The organism is Chitinophaga sp. W2I13 (genome assembly GCF_050434005.1).
Taxonomy (GTDB): Bacteria; Bacteroidota; Bacteroidia; order Chitinophagales; family Chitinophagaceae; genus Chitinophaga.
In genome coordinates, this window is the sequence record NZ_JBNPWD010000001.1 from 7,697,538 (window position 1) to 7,714,345 (window position 16,808).

Annotated in this window: 18 protein-coding genes; 13 read left to right on the forward strand and 5 right to left on the reverse strand. The window is 47.6% G+C overall.

What is annotated here, in order from left to right; translation table 11 throughout:
- Positions 1-23: 23 nt before the first annotated feature.
- Positions 24-971 (reverse strand): hypothetical protein, encoded by a 948-nt coding sequence (locus QFZ48_RS31280; protein WP_429046738.1) that lies wholly within the window; start codon positions 969-971, stop codon positions 24-26.
- Positions 972-1,123: 152 nt separating this feature from the next.
- On the opposite strand from QFZ48_RS31280, the gene QFZ48_RS31285 reads away from it, so the two are divergent.
- The 12 genes from QFZ48_RS31285 to QFZ48_RS31340 all read left to right on the forward strand — a co-directional run bounded on the left by QFZ48_RS31285 (position 1,124) and on the right by QFZ48_RS31340 (position 10,339).
- The gene (locus QFZ48_RS31285; protein WP_429065382.1) at positions 1,124-2,389 is read left to right on the forward strand and encodes a dihydroorotase; all 1,266 of its coding nucleotides are present in this window, start codon (positions 1,124-1,126) and stop codon (positions 2,387-2,389) included.
- A 5-nt stretch (positions 2,390-2,394) separates the two neighbouring features.
- Positions 2,395-2,928 (forward strand): DUF4199 domain-containing protein, encoded by a 534-nt coding sequence (locus QFZ48_RS31290; RefSeq protein ID WP_429065383.1) that lies wholly within the window; start codon positions 2,395-2,397, stop codon positions 2,926-2,928.
- An 18-nt stretch (positions 2,929-2,946) separates the two neighbouring features.
- A complete protein-coding gene (locus QFZ48_RS31295; RefSeq protein ID WP_429046734.1) occupies positions 2,947-3,945 on the forward strand; it encodes a glycosyltransferase family 2 protein in 999 nt (332 codons plus the stop codon).
- Positions 3,946-3,975: 30 nt separating this feature from the next.
- On the forward strand, positions 3,976-5,112 hold the full coding sequence (locus QFZ48_RS31300) for a glycosyltransferase (RefSeq protein ID WP_429046732.1): 1,137 nt from the start codon (positions 3,976-3,978) through the stop codon (positions 5,110-5,112).
- Positions 5,090-6,214 (forward strand): dehydrogenase, encoded by a 1,125-nt coding sequence (locus tag QFZ48_RS31305; protein ID WP_429046730.1) that lies wholly within the window; start codon positions 5,090-5,092, stop codon positions 6,212-6,214. Before QFZ48_RS31300 ends, QFZ48_RS31305 begins: the two co-directional genes overlap by 23 nt.
- A gap of 28 nt (positions 6,215-6,242) precedes the next feature.
- Complete coding sequence (locus QFZ48_RS31310; protein WP_429065384.1) at positions 6,243-6,821, forward strand: D-sedoheptulose-7-phosphate isomerase; 579 nt, start codon at positions 6,243-6,245, stop codon at positions 6,819-6,821.
- On the forward strand, positions 6,818-7,513 hold the full coding sequence (locus QFZ48_RS31315; RefSeq protein ID WP_429065385.1) for a nucleotidyltransferase family protein: 696 nt from the start codon (positions 6,818-6,820) through the stop codon (positions 7,511-7,513). The genes QFZ48_RS31310 and QFZ48_RS31315 overlap by 4 nt, the downstream gene beginning before the upstream one ends.
- Positions 7,510-8,031 (forward strand): D-glycero-alpha-D-manno-heptose-1,7-bisphosphate 7-phosphatase, encoded by a 522-nt coding sequence (locus QFZ48_RS31320; RefSeq protein WP_429065387.1) that lies wholly within the window; start codon positions 7,510-7,512, stop codon positions 8,029-8,031. The genes QFZ48_RS31315 and QFZ48_RS31320 overlap by 4 nt, the downstream gene beginning before the upstream one ends.
- Before the next feature lie 26 nt (positions 8,032-8,057).
- Entirely contained in the window at positions 8,058-9,032 is a 975-nt protein-coding gene (locus tag QFZ48_RS31325) for a hypothetical protein (RefSeq protein WP_429065388.1), read from the forward strand.
- Positions 9,033-9,041: 9 nt separating this feature from the next.
- Positions 9,042-9,431, forward strand: a complete 390-nt coding sequence (locus tag QFZ48_RS31330) for a hypothetical protein (protein ID WP_429065390.1) — start codon at positions 9,042-9,044, stop codon at positions 9,429-9,431.
- Positions 9,432-9,531: 100 nt separating this feature from the next.
- A complete protein-coding gene (locus QFZ48_RS31335) occupies positions 9,532-9,903 on the forward strand; it encodes a VOC family protein (protein WP_429046720.1) in 372 nt (123 codons plus the stop codon).
- A 10-nt stretch (positions 9,904-9,913) separates the two neighbouring features.
- Positions 9,914-10,339, forward strand: coding sequence for a MarR family winged helix-turn-helix transcriptional regulator (locus QFZ48_RS31340; RefSeq protein ID WP_429046719.1), 426 nt, complete (start codon positions 9,914-9,916; stop codon positions 10,337-10,339).
- Positions 10,340-10,410: 71 nt separating this feature from the next.
- Here the strand turns inward: QFZ48_RS31340 and QFZ48_RS31345 are convergent, their stop codons facing one another.
- From QFZ48_RS31345 to QFZ48_RS31360, 4 genes are read right to left on the reverse strand one after another with little or no spacing between them, the layout of a single operon-like run.
- Positions 10,411-12,948, reverse strand: a complete 2,538-nt coding sequence (locus QFZ48_RS31345; protein WP_370911395.1) for a DNA gyrase/topoisomerase IV subunit A — start codon at positions 12,946-12,948, stop codon at positions 10,411-10,413.
- Between the two features lie 17 nt (positions 12,949-12,965).
- A complete protein-coding gene (locus QFZ48_RS31350; RefSeq protein WP_429046718.1) occupies positions 12,966-13,370 on the reverse strand; it encodes a hypothetical protein in 405 nt (134 codons plus the stop codon).
- Entirely contained in the window at positions 13,367-14,236 is an 870-nt protein-coding gene (locus tag QFZ48_RS31355) for a DUF1835 domain-containing protein (protein WP_429065392.1), read from the reverse strand. Before QFZ48_RS31355 ends, QFZ48_RS31350 begins: the two co-directional genes overlap by 4 nt.
- An 8-nt stretch (positions 14,237-14,244) precedes the next feature.
- Positions 14,245-16,152: a DNA topoisomerase IV subunit B gene (locus QFZ48_RS31360; RefSeq protein WP_429065393.1), complete on the reverse strand. Its 1,908-nt coding sequence runs from the start codon at positions 16,150-16,152 to the stop codon at positions 14,245-14,247.
- Between the two features lie 337 nt (positions 16,153-16,489).
- Here QFZ48_RS31360 and QFZ48_RS31365 point away from each other — a divergent pair, with 337 nt between their 5' ends.
- Entirely contained in the window at positions 16,490-16,639 is a 150-nt protein-coding gene (locus QFZ48_RS31365; protein ID WP_429046715.1) for a hypothetical protein, read from the forward strand.
- Positions 16,640-16,808 lie beyond the last annotated feature (169 nt).

The following is a 16,808-nucleotide window of genomic DNA, read 5'->3' on the forward strand; positions in this document are numbered from 1 at the left end:
GAGCTAAATTAAGGTTTTACCCGTTACGCGCTCACAAGATGTTTTTTAACCCATTCCCTTTCTTCGGGCAACAGGTAGTCGGCCCGTTTCTCTGTAATCCAGGAAAATGTTTTCTTCACATCTGTCTTTGCAGTTCTGAAACGGAACAGGAATTCCATGCCCAGCATCAGGTCTGTAAAGCCATTCTTCACGGTTTCTATCGTCATCCGGGCGCTGCTGCGTCTTTTTGATAACAACTCGGTAATGCGGGCGGTCACCGCCTGGATCGCATTCTCATCGGCATACTTATAAATGGCTTCCATCGCTTCAAATTTGAGTTGTCCACGCATAAGGCAGCGTGTATAGAACATGGCTTCCTTCTCTTTTTCAATGTCAGCGATAGCGGCGAAAGCCAGGCTTTTTACATCCTGGCGGTGATATTCCAGGAGCCTGCGCAGTGCAGGCACACTTTTCTGCGTACCCACTTTATGCAGCAGCAGCGTGATATAATAGATATCGTATTCGTTTACGGTGCGCTTCAGCAGGTTCAGGGCCCAGTCTTCCACCGAAGGGTGGCGGGTACCTCTGAGCGCCAGCAGCGCAGAGCGGCGGATATTATTATTGAGTGAAAGCGTGTTATTAAACAACGGTTCCAGGTTAATATAGCCTGGTATGGCGAGTCCCCGTTCCAGGTCCTGCTGCATCGCTGTGATCATATCGGCATCCTGTTCCATTTTAAGCCGGTCCAAAAGAAAACGGATCACTTCGGGGTCGTTGGTATTCCTGGAAAGCTGGGTGATAATAAAACAGGCGGCGCGGCGCTTATCTTTGTCGGGCTCCTGCTCAATGTATTGATAAAGTAGGGGTATATAAGCGTGATTAGCGAGTTGTTCTGCTTCGCGGAGGGCCTGCCAGCTGGTCGTCTGGCCATTATGCAATTGTTCTGAGCGGTCGCATATCCGTGCTACGAGGTTAGAAAGATAGTCAATCATCAGTAGTTATTTTGATCTGCTACCCCTGCATTTTCAATTATCATACCAACCTGAACAGCCGTCCGAAAAGTAGGGGCCGCTCCCCTTCAACAATTAACAGTTTTATGTTACATTTGCCCCTGTATTTTCGGACCGGTTATAGAACGTAAAGCATGCACATACTACTCAAGAACGTAAAGATCATAGCGCCTTCCTCATCCTTACACGGGCAGCAAAAAGACATTTCTATTCAGAATGGCATCATTCAGCAGGTTGGTAACAACCTCGAAGATGCCCGGGCAACGGTCATTTCAGGTGATAACCTGCATGTTTCCGCTGGATGGATGGATGTTTTTGCACATTTCTGCGACCCCGGACAGGAACACAAAGAGGATCTGCAAAGCGGTATCAAAGCTGCCGCCACCGGCGGGTACACAACCGTAATGGTGGTACCCAACACCCAGCCCGCCCTGCATACCAAACCGCAAATCGAATACGTACTGAGCAGAACCCGTCATTCGGCCGCCACGGTGTTGCCAATTGGCGCTGCTACGAAAAACCTTGAGGGTACCGGCCTCGCGGAAATGTACGAAATGCAGCAGGCAGGCGCTGTAGCCTTCTCCGATGGCCTCAAGCCATTGCAGTCGCCCGGCCTCATGCTCAAAGCGCTGCAATACATCAAAGCATTCGACGGCACCCTTATACAGCTGCCGGATGACCAGAGCATTTCTTCGCATGGACTCATGCACGAAGGCATTTACTCCACCCAGCTGGGAATGCCCGGAAAGCCCGCACTGGCAGAAGAACTCATCATTCAACGCGACCTGGAGCTGGCGAAATATGCCGACTCCCGCATCCACTTTACCGGTATCAGCACCCGTAAATCAGTGGAGCTGATCGCCGCCGCCAAAGCAGCAGGAATCAAAGTTACCTGCTCGGTAACACCTTACCACCTGTCTTTAACCGATGCTCAACTCATCAACTACGATACCCACCTGAAGGTAAATCCGCCGCTGCGCAGCGCAGACGATGTGAAAGCCCTGCAGGAAGCCGTTTTACATGGCACCATAGATTGCATTGCTACTCATCACACGCCGCAGGACTGGGATGCCAAACAGGTAGAGTTTGAATATGCCAAAAACGGCATGATCGGCCTGGAAAGCGCCTTCGGCGTAATAAGGCAATACCTGCCTCAGCTGCCGCTGGAACAGCTGATTAACATGCTCACCATCCAACCGCGGAAAATATTCGGCTTGCCACAGCCGGCCCTGCAGGAAGGCGCCGCCGCCAACCTCACGATCTTTGATCCGGAAGCCAGCTGGCAGTTTACCAAAGCCCATATCGCTTCCCGGTCCAAAAATTCAGCGTATATTGGCGAACAACTGAAGGGGAAAGTACATGCCACAGTGAATGGACCCGTATTTCATATAAATGATTAACCTATATGCAGAAAAGTTCTAACCCAGGCCTGTTATGGGGCGTAGTGGGAGGCGTATCCCTGGTATTCCTGAACGTGATTACTTACATCGCCGGCCCATCTGTATTGTTTGCATGGTGGAACAGCATGTTGCAACTGGCTGTATTTATCGTTATTGCAATATTCGCCGGCCTGGAAGCCAGGAAACAACAGGGAGGGTATATTAGTTTTAAAGAAGTGCTGAAACCTGTGTTCACGGCGTTTATTATCGGAACTGCCATCATTACCGTGTACCAGTATATCCTGTATAAGTATATTGATCCAACACTGGTAGATGCACTGAAAGAAAACCTGCTGGAGTCTACAGAAAAGTGGATGCACAAATTCAAAGCGCCGCAGGATGAAATTGATAAGCAACTCGATGAATTAAGTAAAACCGACTTCAATGTTGGTATTAAAAAATCATTCCTGGACTTCCTGAAAGGAATTATATTCTATTTTGCAGTGTCAGCGATTATTTCGCTGATCTTACGCAGGAAACCGGCTGAAAGACCACTTTAATAATACTATTCTATTAAGATGAACATATCCGTAATCGTTCCTTTAAAAAACGAAGAAGAATCCTTGCCGGAACTCGCGGCATGGATTGAAAGAGTGATGGACACACACCATTTCACCTACGAGGTATGGATGGTAGACGATGGCAGCACAGACGACTCCTGGGCCGTTATACAACAACTGGCCGCGCAGAACCCCCTCATAAAAGGGATCAAGTTCCAGCGCAACTACGGCAAGTCCGCAGCCCTCAATGAAGGCTTCAGCGCGGCACAGGGCGATGTGGTGATCACCATGGATGCCGATCTCCAGGATAGCCCTGATGAAATTCCAGAACTCTACCGCATGATCGTGGAAGAAGGCTTCGACCTCGTGAGCGGCTGGAAAAAGAAACGTTACGATAATGCTTTTACCAAAAACCTTCCTTCAAAATTATACAACTACACCACTACCCGCATGAGCGGCGTGAAACTGCACGACATGAACTGCGGTCTGAAAGCCTATCGCAAAAAAGTAGTGAAGTCTATAGAAGTATACGGGGAAATGCACCGCTATATTCCGGTTATCGCCAAATGGAACGGCTTCCGCAAAATAGGTGAAAAAGTAGTGGAACACCGCGCCCGCAAATATGGCGTCACCAAATTCGGACTGGAACGTTTTATCAACGGCTTCCTGGATCTGGCCACCATCATGTTTATCGGCAAATTCGGCAAACGCCCCATGCACCTCTTCGGCGCACTGGGCTCCCTCTCCTTCTTCGTAGGGTTTGTGATAGCTGCCTACCTCGCACTGGCAAAAATATTCTTTGATAAAGTAAACATGACAGACAGGCCCCTGTTCTATTTCGGGCTGCTTTGTATGATCATCGGTTCCCAGCTATTCCTCACCGGTTTTATCGGGGAACTGGTAACACGCAACGCCACAGAACGTAATTCATACCTCGTGGAAGAGCGGATGGACCATACCAGTAATGTTACGGATGAAGAGTTGCAGTTAGCACACCAACACAACCGCAGACGCTGATCCGCTCATTCATTATCGTTATCTGAATCTATGGCTGACAAAAAGAAAATACTTATTTTAGGTACAGCCTACCCCTTCCGGGGTGGGCTGGCTGCTTATAACGAGCGACTCGCAGAAGAACTCCAGCAAACGGATGAGGTGGAAATATGGACCTTTACCATACAGTACCCCAAATTCTTTTTCCCTGGAAAAAGCCAGTTCTCTACCGACCCCGCTCCCGCGCATCTGCGCATCAAAAGATTGATCAACTCCGTTAATCCGCTGAACTGGTTAATAACAGGCCGCAAGATCCGGAAAATGAACCCGGACATCATCATCACCAAATACTGGCTACCCATCATGGGCCCGGCATTAGGCTCCCTCCTGCGGTTAGGCAAAAGAAAACACACCAAAGTTATTGCCGTACTGGATAACGTAGTGCCGCACGAAAAAAGACCCGGTGACGTAGCTTTTACAAAATATTTCCTGAAACCGGTAGATGCCTTTGTAGCCATGAGCCAATCGGTACTCAACGACCTGCGGGTATTTGAGCCCGTGAAAAAAGCCTCGCTCATTCCGCATCCTATCTACGACAACTACGGCGCCCTGATATCGAAAGAAGATGCGCGCACCCAGCTGAAACTGAACCCGGGCAAAAAATATATCCTCTTCTTTGGCTTCATCCGCCAGTACAAAGGACTCGATCTGCTGTTGCAGGCAATGGCGGATGAAAGACTGAAAAAACTGGATGTTCACGCCATCGTTGCCGGCGAATATTATGAAGATGCAGCCCCCTACCTGGAACTGCTGAATAAATTGCAACTGGGCGACCGCGTGATGATGCACACCGATTTCATTCCGAACGAAGCCGTTAAAAACTATTTCTGCGCCGCCGACCTGGTGGTACAACCCTATAAAAGCGCTACCCAGAGCGGCATTTCACAGATCGCCTATCACTTCGAAAAACCGATGGTGGTAACAAATGTAGGCGGACTCGTGGAAATGGTGCCGGATGGCCTAGTAGGATTCCAGGCCGAACCGGAACCAGCCTCTATTGCAGCTGCCATCGAAAAATATTTCGTGGAAAACCGCGAAGCTGATATGGTGGAAGCCCTCCGCAAAGAGAAACTGCAATATTCGTGGGCACGGCTGGCAAAAGAAATTCATGCGCTGGCAACAGATCGCTGATGAATATGCCGGTGGTAGACACAGCGGCATCATAATTGTTGACTACATGGCCAGCAAACTAAACCTGACAACTAGCATGATTTACAGAAGTAAAGCACCTTTACGTATAGGCCTTGCCGGTGGTGGCACAGATGTAAGTCCGTATTCGGACTTATACGGTGGCGCCATTCTCAATGCTACCATCTCCTTATATGCGCGCGCATCCATAGAACCCCTCCAGAACGGACAAGTGGTTTTTGATTGCGCCGACAGAAGGGAAACCGCTACTTATGATGCCGTATACCCTTTACCGTTAGACGGGAAACTGGATATCCTGAAAGGCGTTATTAACCGCGTGCAAAAAGATTATGGCACCTTACCATCTGCCGGTTTTAAACTCACCACCTTTGTAGATGCACCGGCCGGCTCCGGCCTCGGTACCTCCTCCACCCTCGTGGTGGCCGTACTGGGCGCATTCGCGGAATGGATGAAATTACCGCTGGGGGAATATGACATGGCGCACCTCGCTTATTCTATTGAACGCGAGGACCTGAACCAGGCCGGCGGTAAACAAGACCAATACGCGGCTACCTTTGGCGGCGTAAACTTCATGGAGTTTTACCAGGGCGACAAAGTAATTGTAAACCCGCTGCGTATTAAAGAAGTAAATCTTCACGAACTGGAAAATAACCTGGTATTGTTCTATACATCTACCAGCCGCTTATCTTCCACTATCATCTCCGAACAACAAAAAAATGTAACCGATAAAAAAGATGCTTCCATTGAAGCCATGCACCAACTGAAAGAACAGGCGGTGATGATGAAGGAAGCATTACTGCGGGGAACCATCGATAAAATCGGTGAAATCCTGAACTACGGTTTTGAAAATAAAAAGAAGATGGCTCATGGCATCACCAATCCCCAGCTCGATGAAATTTACGAAGCTGCCCGCAAAGCCGGCGCCAGCGGTGGTAAAATTTCCGGCGCCGGTGGCGGCGGATTCATGATCTTCTATTGTCCGAAAAATACCCGCTTCGCCGTAGTAGACGCACTAAGCGGTTTTGGCGGAGATGTAAAACGCTATACCTTTACCAATCACGGTATTCAAACGTGGAGCATTTAAGGGCACAACAAATCAAAAATATCTGCTGATGAAACAATTCATTGCCAATAAGATCCGGGAAAGCATCGCTGTAAAAGAAGCCATCTGCCAGGATGAACCGTTGTTAAATACCGTCAAACTGGTAGCAGAAGCCATTACCCACAGCCTGCAAACCGATCATAAAATCCTTTTCTGCGGAAACGGCGGCAGCGCCGCAGACGCGCAACACCTGGCCGCAGAATTCTCCGGCCGGTTTTATAAAGATCGCATGCCCCTGTATGCAGAGGCACTGCATTGCAATACTTCTTACATCACTGCGGTAGGCAACGACTACGGCTACGACCAGGTATATGCCCGCATCCTGAAAGGCATAGGCCGCCCCGGAGATATACTGGTAGGCATTTCTACCTCCGGTAACTCCGCTAATATCCTTGAAGCCATAAAGGTGGCAAAGGAACAGGGTATGATTGTAGTAAGCATGACCGGCGCCACCGGCGGCAAAATGAAAGAAGGCAGCGACTACCTGATCAACATCCCCTCCGGCGATACCCCCCGCATCCAGGAGGCACATATCACCGTGGGACATATTATTTGCGAAATAGTGGAAAACAACCTGTTTGGCGCATGACGAGAGAATGTATCGTACTCGCCGGGGGACTCGGCACCCGCCTCAGAAGCGTAGTGGCCGATAAGCCTAAATGCATGGCCCCCCTCGGTGAACGCCCTTTTTTATATTACCTGCTGCAATACCTGCACAAACAGGGCATTAACCACGCGGTACTGTCGCTCGGCTACTTGTCTGAACAGGTCATAAACTGGTGCAACAGCATAACACTCCCGCTGCGTGTATCCTTTACCGTAGAAACGGAGCCGCTGGGAACCGGCGGTGGCATCATCAATGCCCTGTCTGCCGTGAAAGGCAATGAGATCTTCATCGTTAACGGCGATACCTATTTTGATGTGGACCTCGCAGCGTTTAATAATTTTCACCAGGCGCATCAAAGCCCGCTGTCACTGGCGCTGAAACCAATGAAACAGTTCGACCGCTACGGCAGTATCCAGCTGGATGAACATCAGCAGATCACCAGGTTCCATGAAAAAAAATATTGTGAAGAAGGAGTGATCAATGGTGGCATCTACCGCACCTCTGCCGGTTTCCTGCAAAGCCTGGCCCTGCCGGAGAAATTTTCTTTTGAGAAAGAAGTACTGGAGCCCGGCGCACAGGCAGGAAAATTATATGGCTTCATCAGCGACACCTATTTCATTGATATCGGTATCCCGGATGATTACGAAGCAGCAAAAAAAGTATTGGTATCATGACCCTATTCCTCGACAGAGACGGTGTAATCAACGATGAAATCCACGATGGATACGTGCTCCGGCCGGATATGTTTCACTTCAGTGAAGGTGTGCTGGCTGCAATGCCCATCCTCGCCAGCCGTTTCAAACGCATCATTGTAATCACCAACCAACGCTGTATCGGCCGCGGACTGCTCACTACAGCAGGCTTACAAGAAATTCATACGCAAATGCAGCAACAGATTGAGCTGCACGGCGGTAAAATCGATGGTATCTATTTCTGCCCGGATGTAGACAGCAGCAGTCCATGCCGTAAACCCGCCACCGGCATGGGTATTCAGGCAAAACAGGACTTCCCGGATATTGATTTCAGCTCCTCCGTCATGGTAGGCAACACCCTCAGTGATATGCAGTTCGGGAAAAGCCTGGGCATGCAAACCATCTTTATCCCGTCTACCCGTCCGGAAACACCCTTTCCTCACCCGCTGATCGATCAGCGATATCAAAACCTGCTGCAGTTTGCACAGGCGGTACAATAATTCTAAGCCGTAACCGTATAATAGATATGGCAAAAAAAACACTACTGTCACTGCTCTTCGTCTTTACTTCGCTGCTCACCCTGGCGCAGCGGCCGGATGCCGCAGGGCTGAAACAGTTAATGCATAACCAGGATACCCTGCAGGTGCTCAGTCAGGATATCTTCAACGGAAAAGGCGACGAAGGCCGGCAACGGGCTACAGAAGCCTTCATTCCGTTGCTGGTAAGAACACTGAAAACAAAATACTCCTTCCGTTTTCCGTTCGATTCCCTGAAAACCATCTCTATTCAATATCCGCAGGATAGCGCCTTCCGTATTTTCACCTGGGCACTGGAACGCGAAAATGGCTTCTACCGGCATTTCGGGGCCATCCAGATGAATACTCCCGATGGACAGCTAAAGCTCTTCCCCCTGTTTGATGCCTCGGATTATATGACCAACACCGATACCATCGGCGATAATAAATCCTGGTATGGCTGCCTCTATTACAATATTGTGCACCGCCATTATTTCAACAAAGAATATTATACCCTCTTTGGCTGGGATGCCAACAATCCCCGCAGCCAGAAGAAAATAGTGGAAATGCTCACCTTCCAGAATGGTACACCTGTATTGGGCGGCCCGTTTTTTAGTTTTGCGGAAGATAGCACACCCAAACCCACACGCAACCGCTTTATCATTGAATATAAAAAAGAAAGCACCGCCACGCTCAACTATAACAAGGAACTGAACATGATCGTATTCGACCACCTCATATCCGAAACCAATGAGCCCATGAAGAAATTCACTTACGTAACCGATATGGACTACGAAGGCTTCAAATGGCAGGCCGGCAAATGGATGCACGTTAACAAGATCTTTCATGACGCCATCCCGCTCGGAAAAGGCGCTCCTACCCCGCAACCACTGGATCAGAAAAAGAAAAGTATGACCCAGCCTAAGTCGGCAGAAGATTTCCAGCAGGAATCACCTAAGAAACCCGCATCAAAGAAGAAACAATAAAACAATCACATGGCAGCAACGGACAACGAATCAACATATATCAGGGCTATCAGGTTATTCAATACCAATGAAACAGATTGTTCCTTTGAAACCGGTAAGATCCCGACCCGGAACAAAATTGACGCGAACTATTTCTTTTGCCAGACAGGAACCGGTGAGCTGGAACATATTCCCCATCCCGCCCCGCGGCGGCAATTTGTGATCACACTGAAAGGCAGGCTCCAATTTACCGTCACCAACGGCGATACCTTTATCCTTGAACCCGGCATTATCCTCATAGCTGAAGACGTGAACGGCCCCGGCCATACCTGGGAGGTAACCGACGGCAACGAATGGGAACGGATCTACATCCCTATGGACGGAGAAAGCAATACGGGCTTCCTCGCCGATCCCAGCTAATACTGGTCTTAAAAAAAATGCGTTTTTTTCTTTAAAAGAACAATCATTCTCTTATATTTGCATTTAAAAGAGCGAACATTCATTTATCATCTACACTATAATGCAACTTAATCACTTAAACCTCAGCGTCAAAGATGTACCGGCAACCCGGGCATTATTTGAAACCTACTTTGATTTTATCTGCGCCGACCCAAAACTAAACGATACCCTGTCTGTTTTAAATGGCCCCGACGGATTTATCCTGGTATTGATGAACCAACGCATGAATGAGAAAGGAAATAACACCTACCCGGATACTTTTCACATAGGATTTTACCTGGAAGATAAAGCCGCAGTAACTGCCACCTGGGAGCGACTGCAAAGCGGAGGTATCGTACTGGACCAGGTTCCGCAGATCATGCGTAAGAACTTTGGCTTTTACTTTACTTTCGACACCTTCATGATCGAAGTAACCACCCCCATCAAAGATTAAAAACAATTTTATGCAATCCGAAATAGACCAAAAGCTGCCCATCGGCTGGTACCTGAAAGAAGCCGATTGTCTCATCACTAATTTCACCAATGCCGCCTTCGAATCCTTTGGCATCAACAGGTTTCACTGGCAGGTATTGAAAAATATAAATACGCACGGAAAGATCTCCAAAGACCTGTATTACCACCAGGTAAGCCGCTTCCTCACCGTTGCAGAGCTGGACGAAATACTGGAAACACTGCTCTCGCGCAACTGGATCCAACATGCCGATGATCTTTATTCCTTTACAGACACCGGCAAACAGGAGTACGCTGCCATCGACGCGCTCCAAATGAAAAACAGGGAAAAAGTAATGGAAGGCATCACGCCGGAAGAACATCTTACGGCGATCAACTTCCTGGAAAAGATGATCAAAAACCTGGGCGGCAAAATATAATCATCTTACAAAACAAAAAAGCGGATAGCAATAAAATGCTATCCGCTTCTATATTTTCTGCAACAGGTGGGTTAGAATAATTCTCCCTGTCCGCCTGCCGGTCCTTCTTCATTCGGGTCAGGATCCTCATCTTCAGACAACAACTCCGCACTGATCAGGTCATCCCCTGCAATCCTTGTTCCCACTGCTTTCCAGCCGGTAACCTCCACAAATTCGGACAAATCAATTTCCTCTTCTTCCGGACTGCGCTTCTTGCCTGTTTTCAACAACACAATTGGCTGGGTATGCGTTGTCACCATTTCCAGGTAATTATTCGCTCCCTCCTTAATGAAATTGAATTTATTGTTCAGCGTCTGCGTTTCAATCCGGAAACGTTTCACATTAAACTGCTTCTTATCAGCATCAAAGTAAATAGCCGTTACCGTTTTCTCCGGGTTGAACTTCTCAATGTACACGACATCATTCGACTCGTAACGGTTGGTGAGATCATAGTTCGTGAGCTCATAGGTACCGTTTTTAAAGGCGACAAAGATCTTGTCTTCCCCTTCAAAAGCACCAATATACACGCCACGTTCTTCCGTATTCAAACGACCGGTTTCTGTATCATACCAGATCTTTTGTCCGGCCAGTGTAGACACTCCTTTCTCCTTGAACTTCACACCGCGGATCGGGTATTTGGTTACCACGTTCCCCATGGAGTTACGTCCCTTGATCGCAATGGTTTCAAAGAACAGGTCGAACTCCTTGTTACGCGCGCTGCAGTTCGGGCTCAGCTTAATGGTCACCACTTCTGCTTCCCCGTTGGGATTCGAAGAGAAATAATGCACTTTGGAATTCTTCTCCCCTTTATGCGCCAGGTCGTATTCCTTATCGCGGGTAACACCCGTTACATTGAAACGTTTGGCATAGCTAACTCCCGTCTTACCTTCTACATAGATCATATTGTAAGTAGTACGCTCGTCATTCTTACGGAAAATGTCCACATGAATGATATCCTTGCCCACAAAGGTTTTATCCGCTACTTTGGTCACCAGCATTTTACCATCCCGGCGGAATACGATGATGCTGTCCAGGTCAGAACAATCTGCCACAAACTCATCTTTTTTCAGGGAAGTACCAATGAAACCATCCGCCCGGTTCACATATATTTTAGTGTTGGCAATAGCCACCTGCGCTACCTGGATGTTGTCGAACGTTTTAATCACCGTTTTACGTTCCCGGCCTTTACCATACTTCTTCAGCAGGTTGTCGTAGTAAGCAACGGTATAATCGGTGAGGTTCGCCAGGTTGTTCTTTACCTCTTTGATTTCCGCTTCAATACCCTTGATCTGTTCATTCAGTTCATTGATATCCAAACGGTAAATACGGCGTACAGGCTTTTCCGTTAATTTCACAATATCCTCGCGGGTGATTTCGCGTTTCAGTTGCTTCTTATACGGTGTAAATCCTTTATCAATAGCATTCAGTACGGTTTCCCAGTCCTTATGCTTTTGTTCCAGCTCCTTGTAAATTCCTTTTTCAAAGAAGAGTTTTTCCAGAGAGGTATAGTGCCATTTCTCCTGCAGTTCCGCCAGTTTGATTTCCAGCTCCTGCTTCAGCAGGTCTTTGGTATAATCCGCGGAGGATTTCAGCAGATCGGAAGCAGTGAGGAACTGTGGCTTATCATTTACGATCACGCAGGCATTCGGCGAAATAGAAATTTCACAATCGGTGAATGCATACAATGCATCGATCGTAATATCCGGTGAAATACCCGGCGCCAGCTGCACTTCAATTTCCACTTCCGCAGCCGTGTTATCCACTACTTTCTTGATCTTGATCTTGCCATTGTCGTTCGCCTTTACAATAGACTCCATCAGCTGCGTGGTAGTAATACCGTAAGGTACATCCTTGATCAGCAGCGTCTTTTTGTCCTTCTCTTCAATATGTGCGCGTACTCTTACTTTACCACCGCGTTTGCCATCATTGTAACTGGCAATATCCACCATGCCACCGGTAATGAAATCGGGGAACAGTTCAAACTTTTTACCACGGAGGTATTTGATCGAAGCGTCTATAAGCTCAATGAAATTGTGTGGTAATATTTTGGTAGATAAACCAACCGCGATACCTTCCGCTCCCTGTGCCAACAGCAGCGGGAACTTCATCGGTAATGCCAGTGGCTCATTTTTACGGCCGTCGTAGCTAAGCTGCCAGGAAGTAGTTTTAGGATTAAATGCTACGTCCAGCGCAAACTTCGACAGGCGCGCCTCAATATACCTGGCTGCTGCTGCATCATCACCGGTTCTTACATCACCCCAGTTACCCTGGGTATCAATCAGCAGGTCTTTCTGTCCGAGGTTAACAATGGCATCACTGATAGAAGCATCCCCGTGCGGGTGATACTGCATCGTTTGCCCGATCACGTTGGCCACCTTATTATAACGGCCATCGTCCATTTCTCTCATGGCGTGCAGGATACGACGCTGTACGGGCTTCAGCCCATCTTCCATGCTGGGCACCGCCCGCTCCAGGATTACATAAGAGGCGTAATCCAGGAACCAGCTCTCATACATGCCTCCAACGTGGATGACATTGTGCAGAGATTCGTCTGATGTTTTATTTTCCATGTCCATGTATAATACACTTACGGTTTTACGTTAATCATTTTTTCAAAATCCTCCCGCCAGATACGTACACTGTCTTTTTGTACATCCTCCAGGGAGTTCAGTTCTATAAAGCAACAATCTGTAATGGCCACCAGCTGATGCCATACATTCACAGGTACTTCTACCCTTGCCGGCGCCGTTATCTCCGTAGTTACTATTTCATGGCCTCCCAGCGCACACCAGTGAATGGCTGCCTTGCCGGTGAACAGGTATAGCACCTCCGGGTTCTTATGGTCACTTTTACCTTCGTGATAATGCTGCCCGCTGCTGCTGCCCGCATTCCGGTAGCAAACCAGGAAATCACCCGTACGGTTGCAGTTCCAGAAATAACCGCTGCCGCGGTCATCAGCTCCCATCAATTCCAGTGGCGTTACGGTTATCATACAGTAGTTGTTGGATTTTCAGTAGTTTCTCCCGGCTGTTTCACTTCAAAATCACGGATCGTTTTCAGATCGCCCCTGCTTTCCAGTTTGCCTTCGCGGATCAGCTCTTTCAGCCGCCAGCCCAGGAACTGGTCCATCACAGGGTATTTCAGTTTACCGGTTACCTGCTGCACTACCCGCCATGCTTTCACAAACTCTTTTCCACTCTGCGCCAGTAACTCCTTGTCGTAAAACAGGGTAGGCTCTCCTTTGATCTTCTTTCCGCCTTCCAGTAAACGGATACCTGCGTTCTCATTCATCAGGCGATGCCACTCATCGCCATCCAGCTCATATTCTGCCAGTGAAATAGGACGCGCCAGCTTCTTTGCCTTCAGGAATTCCTTTGGCAGTATCTGGTGCAGATGGGTAGGATAAAACACCGCTCCCTTTTCATTAAGGAAAGGCAGGTTGTTGAGGTAAATAATATGGATGCGTCCTGCAAAATCATACAGCTGGCTTACCAGCCAATAGTACCCGCATACATCGCGGGCGTTTTGCCCGGCCCATATCCATACTTCCTGTTCGGGGTCTTCCTTTAATTGCGCTTTCAGGGATTTAAAAAGATCGGCATCATCGGGATCGCCGGTCACTTCTTCAGCCGCCGGTTCTTCCCCGGCTGCCGGAGCTACCGGTTCAATACCCGCCAGCTGCTGCCAGAACTGGCGACGGCCGGCACGGCCCTCTTTGGTGTCCAAGATAAATAATGGTCCAACGGACAAGTCATCTTCAAAACAGCGGATCTCTCCGCTCATTTTCTCATCCATCGCAATCGCCTCTCCCAACACCGGAACCGAAGACTGACCAAAAACAATGTGTATTAAGCCCATATGCCTTTCTATACTGTTTCTTCTACTAAATCCTTTTCATACCGCAGGTTGTTGATGATAAACTCCTGGCGGGTCTGGGTATTTTTACCCATATAATATTCCAGTAACTTCTGGACATGAATATCTTTCGATAAAATGATCGGCTCAATACGGATATCTTCCCCGATAAAACGGCCAAATTCATCCGGAGAAATTTCTCCCAATCCTTTAAAGCGGGTGATCTCCGGTTTGTTGCCCAGCTTCTTTACCGCCTTCTGTTTTTCATCTTCATTATAGCAGTAAATAGTTTGCTGCTTGTTTCGCACCCGGAACAACGGCGTTTCCAGGATATATACGTGACCATTCTTTACCAGGTCAGGGAAAAATTGCAGGAAGAAAGTCAACAGCAGCAAACGGATGTGCATCCCGTCCACATCGGCATCTGTAGCCACCACAATGTTATTGTAGCGCAATCCTTCCAGCCCGTCCTCAATATTCAATGCATGCTGCAACAGGTTGAACTCCTCGTTCTCATATACTACCTTTTTGGTAAGACCAAAACTGTTCAGCGGTTTACCACGCAAACTAAATACCGCCTGCGTTTCCACGTTGCGCGATTTGGTGATGGAACCACTGGCAGAATCTCCCTCTGTAATAAAGATGGTGGAATCCAGCCGGCGGGCTTCCTGTTCTGCCTTATCTTTCCCGGTAAGCTCATCATTCAGGTGCAAACGGCAATCGCGCAGCTTCTTGTTGTGAAGGTTCGCTTTCTTCGCTCTTTCGTTCGCCAGTTTCTTGATACCGGCCAGCTCCTTACGCTCACGCTCACTTTGCTCAATACGTTTCTTCAACGCATCTGCAATCGCCGGGTTACGGTGCAGGTAATCATCCAGGTGCTTGGAAAGGAACTCCAGTACAAACGCCTTTACGGACGGCCCGTTTTCAAAAACAACCTGTGACCCCAGCTTGGTTTTCGTTTGCGATTCAAATACCGGCTCCTGCACACGGATGGATACCGCTGCACAAATAGAAGCCCTGATATCAGTAGCCTCGTAATCTTTCTTATAGAAGTCGCGTACCGTTTTTACAAACGCCTCCCGGAAAGCTGCCAGGTGCGTACCACCCTGGGTGGTATGCTGACCATTCACGAAAGAGTAATACTCTTCCCCGTATTGGCTTTCATGGGTAATCGCTACTTCAATATCTTCTCCCTTCAGGTGAATGATCGGGTAACGCAGGTCTTCTTCATTCGTTTTACGCTGCAGCAAATCCAGCAAACCATTCTTTGAAATGTATTTCTTGCCGTTGAAGCTGATGGTAAGACCCGCATTCAAAAAGCAATAGTTCCAGATCTGGTTCTCCAGGAATTCCGGTATAAAACGGTAGTTTTTAAATACCGTCTCATCCGGTGTAAACGTCACCAGCGTACCATTGGGCTCCGTTGTCGCCGTTTCTTTATGCTCTTTTATTAAAACTCCTCTCTCAAACTCAGCGGTTTTCATACGTCCGTCACGGATCGATTGCACCTTGAAATAGCTGGATAAAGCATTCACTGCCTTTGTACCCACCCCATTCAAACCTACTGATTTCTGAAAGGCTTTACTGTCGTACTTCGCGCCGGTATTAATCTTACTCACTACATCCACTACCTTTCCCAAAGGAATACCCCGGCCAAAATCGCGGATGGTGACATGATGCTCCGTTACCCTGATATCGACCTGTTTACCAAAGCCCATGGTATGCTCGTCAATACAGTTATCCGTTACCTCTTTAAGCAGGATGTAAATACCATCATCCATACTCGACCCATCTCCCAGTTTACCGATATACATACCAGGCCGGAGGCGGATATGCTCCCGCCAGTCCAGCGACCGTATGGAGTCTTCCGTATAGGAAGCAAATAGATCTTTGTTATCCGTTTTGTCCGTGTTTGCCATAATATATTATAATTTCCTAAATACTATTGTTTCGTAGGTCGCACCCTATTTTGCAAGGATACTAAATCTTTTAGCAAAATCTGATTGCTGGCAAAAATAAAGGATTCAGGGAATCATCCCAAGTATAAGTTATACACTATGCTTACATTATTTATTACCAATGTATTAAGACTGTTAAATTTTATATTTCCGGGAGATAATGAACAGTTTTGGGGGTTTTCGGGAAGTATCACATGAAAATGGTATAAAAAAAACTAATGTGAATGGATCCTTATATCAGATATTTCTTTATATTTACATAAGTCAACAATTTTGAGATATCCTAACCTATGTCCCTATGAAAATACTATTTCTAATCCTGCTTACTGCAGTTTTTCTGGTAGCGCTTGTAGCTACCTACTTCATTAAAAAAGAAGAGGATAACAGCATCGGAAATAAATTCCTTCGCCTTATCCGGAAATTTGATTCATGGCAAATGATGCGATGATCAGTTTTACCTGCTTTTACCAACAATGGCTTTCATACAATATTCACAACTCGTCACATCAGCCTGGCAATAGCCATCAGGGAGTATTATGTCTTAACTATTATATTACCTATTAACCGTAAATCCCTATCCCATGAAAACCGGTCTGTTATTTAAACTCGCCTGTCTG

What these genes read in the sequence shown, in the direction of transcription:
- QFZ48_RS31280 (WP_429046738.1), bottom strand. Translation starts at nt 971, where the DNA reads ATGATTGACTATCTTTCTAACCTCGTAGCACGGATATGCGACCGCTCA.
- QFZ48_RS31285 (WP_429065382.1), top strand. Translation starts at nt 1,124, where the DNA reads ATGCACATACTACTCAAGAACGTAAAGATCATAGCGCCTTCCTCATCC.
- QFZ48_RS31290 (WP_429065383.1), top strand. Translation starts at nt 2,395, where the DNA reads ATGCAGAAAAGTTCTAACCCAGGCCTGTTATGGGGCGTAGTGGGAGGC.
- QFZ48_RS31295 (WP_429046734.1), top strand. Translation starts at nt 2,947, where the DNA reads ATGAACATATCCGTAATCGTTCCTTTAAAAAACGAAGAAGAATCCTTG.
- QFZ48_RS31300 (WP_429046732.1), top strand. Translation starts at nt 3,976, where the DNA reads ATGGCTGACAAAAAGAAAATACTTATTTTAGGTACAGCCTACCCCTTC.
- QFZ48_RS31305 (WP_429046730.1), top strand. Translation starts at nt 5,090, where the DNA reads ATGCGCTGGCAACAGATCGCTGATGAATATGCCGGTGGTAGACACAGC.
- QFZ48_RS31310 (WP_429065384.1), top strand. Translation starts at nt 6,243, where the DNA reads ATGAAACAATTCATTGCCAATAAGATCCGGGAAAGCATCGCTGTAAAA.
- QFZ48_RS31315 (WP_429065385.1), top strand. Translation starts at nt 6,818, where the DNA reads ATGACGAGAGAATGTATCGTACTCGCCGGGGGACTCGGCACCCGCCTC.
- QFZ48_RS31320 (WP_429065387.1), top strand. Translation starts at nt 7,510, where the DNA reads ATGACCCTATTCCTCGACAGAGACGGTGTAATCAACGATGAAATCCAC.
- QFZ48_RS31325 (WP_429065388.1), top strand. Translation starts at nt 8,058, where the DNA reads ATGGCAAAAAAAACACTACTGTCACTGCTCTTCGTCTTTACTTCGCTG.
- QFZ48_RS31330 (WP_429065390.1), top strand. Translation starts at nt 9,042, where the DNA reads ATGGCAGCAACGGACAACGAATCAACATATATCAGGGCTATCAGGTTA.
- QFZ48_RS31335 (WP_429046720.1), top strand. Translation starts at nt 9,532, where the DNA reads ATGCAACTTAATCACTTAAACCTCAGCGTCAAAGATGTACCGGCAACC.
- QFZ48_RS31340 (WP_429046719.1), top strand. Translation starts at nt 9,914, where the DNA reads ATGCAATCCGAAATAGACCAAAAGCTGCCCATCGGCTGGTACCTGAAA.
- QFZ48_RS31345 (WP_370911395.1), bottom strand. Translation starts at nt 12,948, where the DNA reads ATGGAAAATAAAACATCAGACGAATCTCTGCACAATGTCATCCACGTT.
- QFZ48_RS31350 (WP_429046718.1), bottom strand. Translation starts at nt 13,370, where the DNA reads ATGATAACCGTAACGCCACTGGAATTGATGGGAGCTGATGACCGCGGC.
- QFZ48_RS31355 (WP_429065392.1), bottom strand. Translation starts at nt 14,236, where the DNA reads ATGGGCTTAATACACATTGTTTTTGGTCAGTCTTCGGTTCCGGTGTTG.
- QFZ48_RS31360 (WP_429065393.1), bottom strand. Translation starts at nt 16,152, where the DNA reads ATGGCAAACACGGACAAAACGGATAACAAAGATCTATTTGCTTCCTAT.
- QFZ48_RS31365 (WP_429046715.1), top strand. Translation starts at nt 16,490, where the DNA reads ATGAAAATACTATTTCTAATCCTGCTTACTGCAGTTTTTCTGGTAGCG.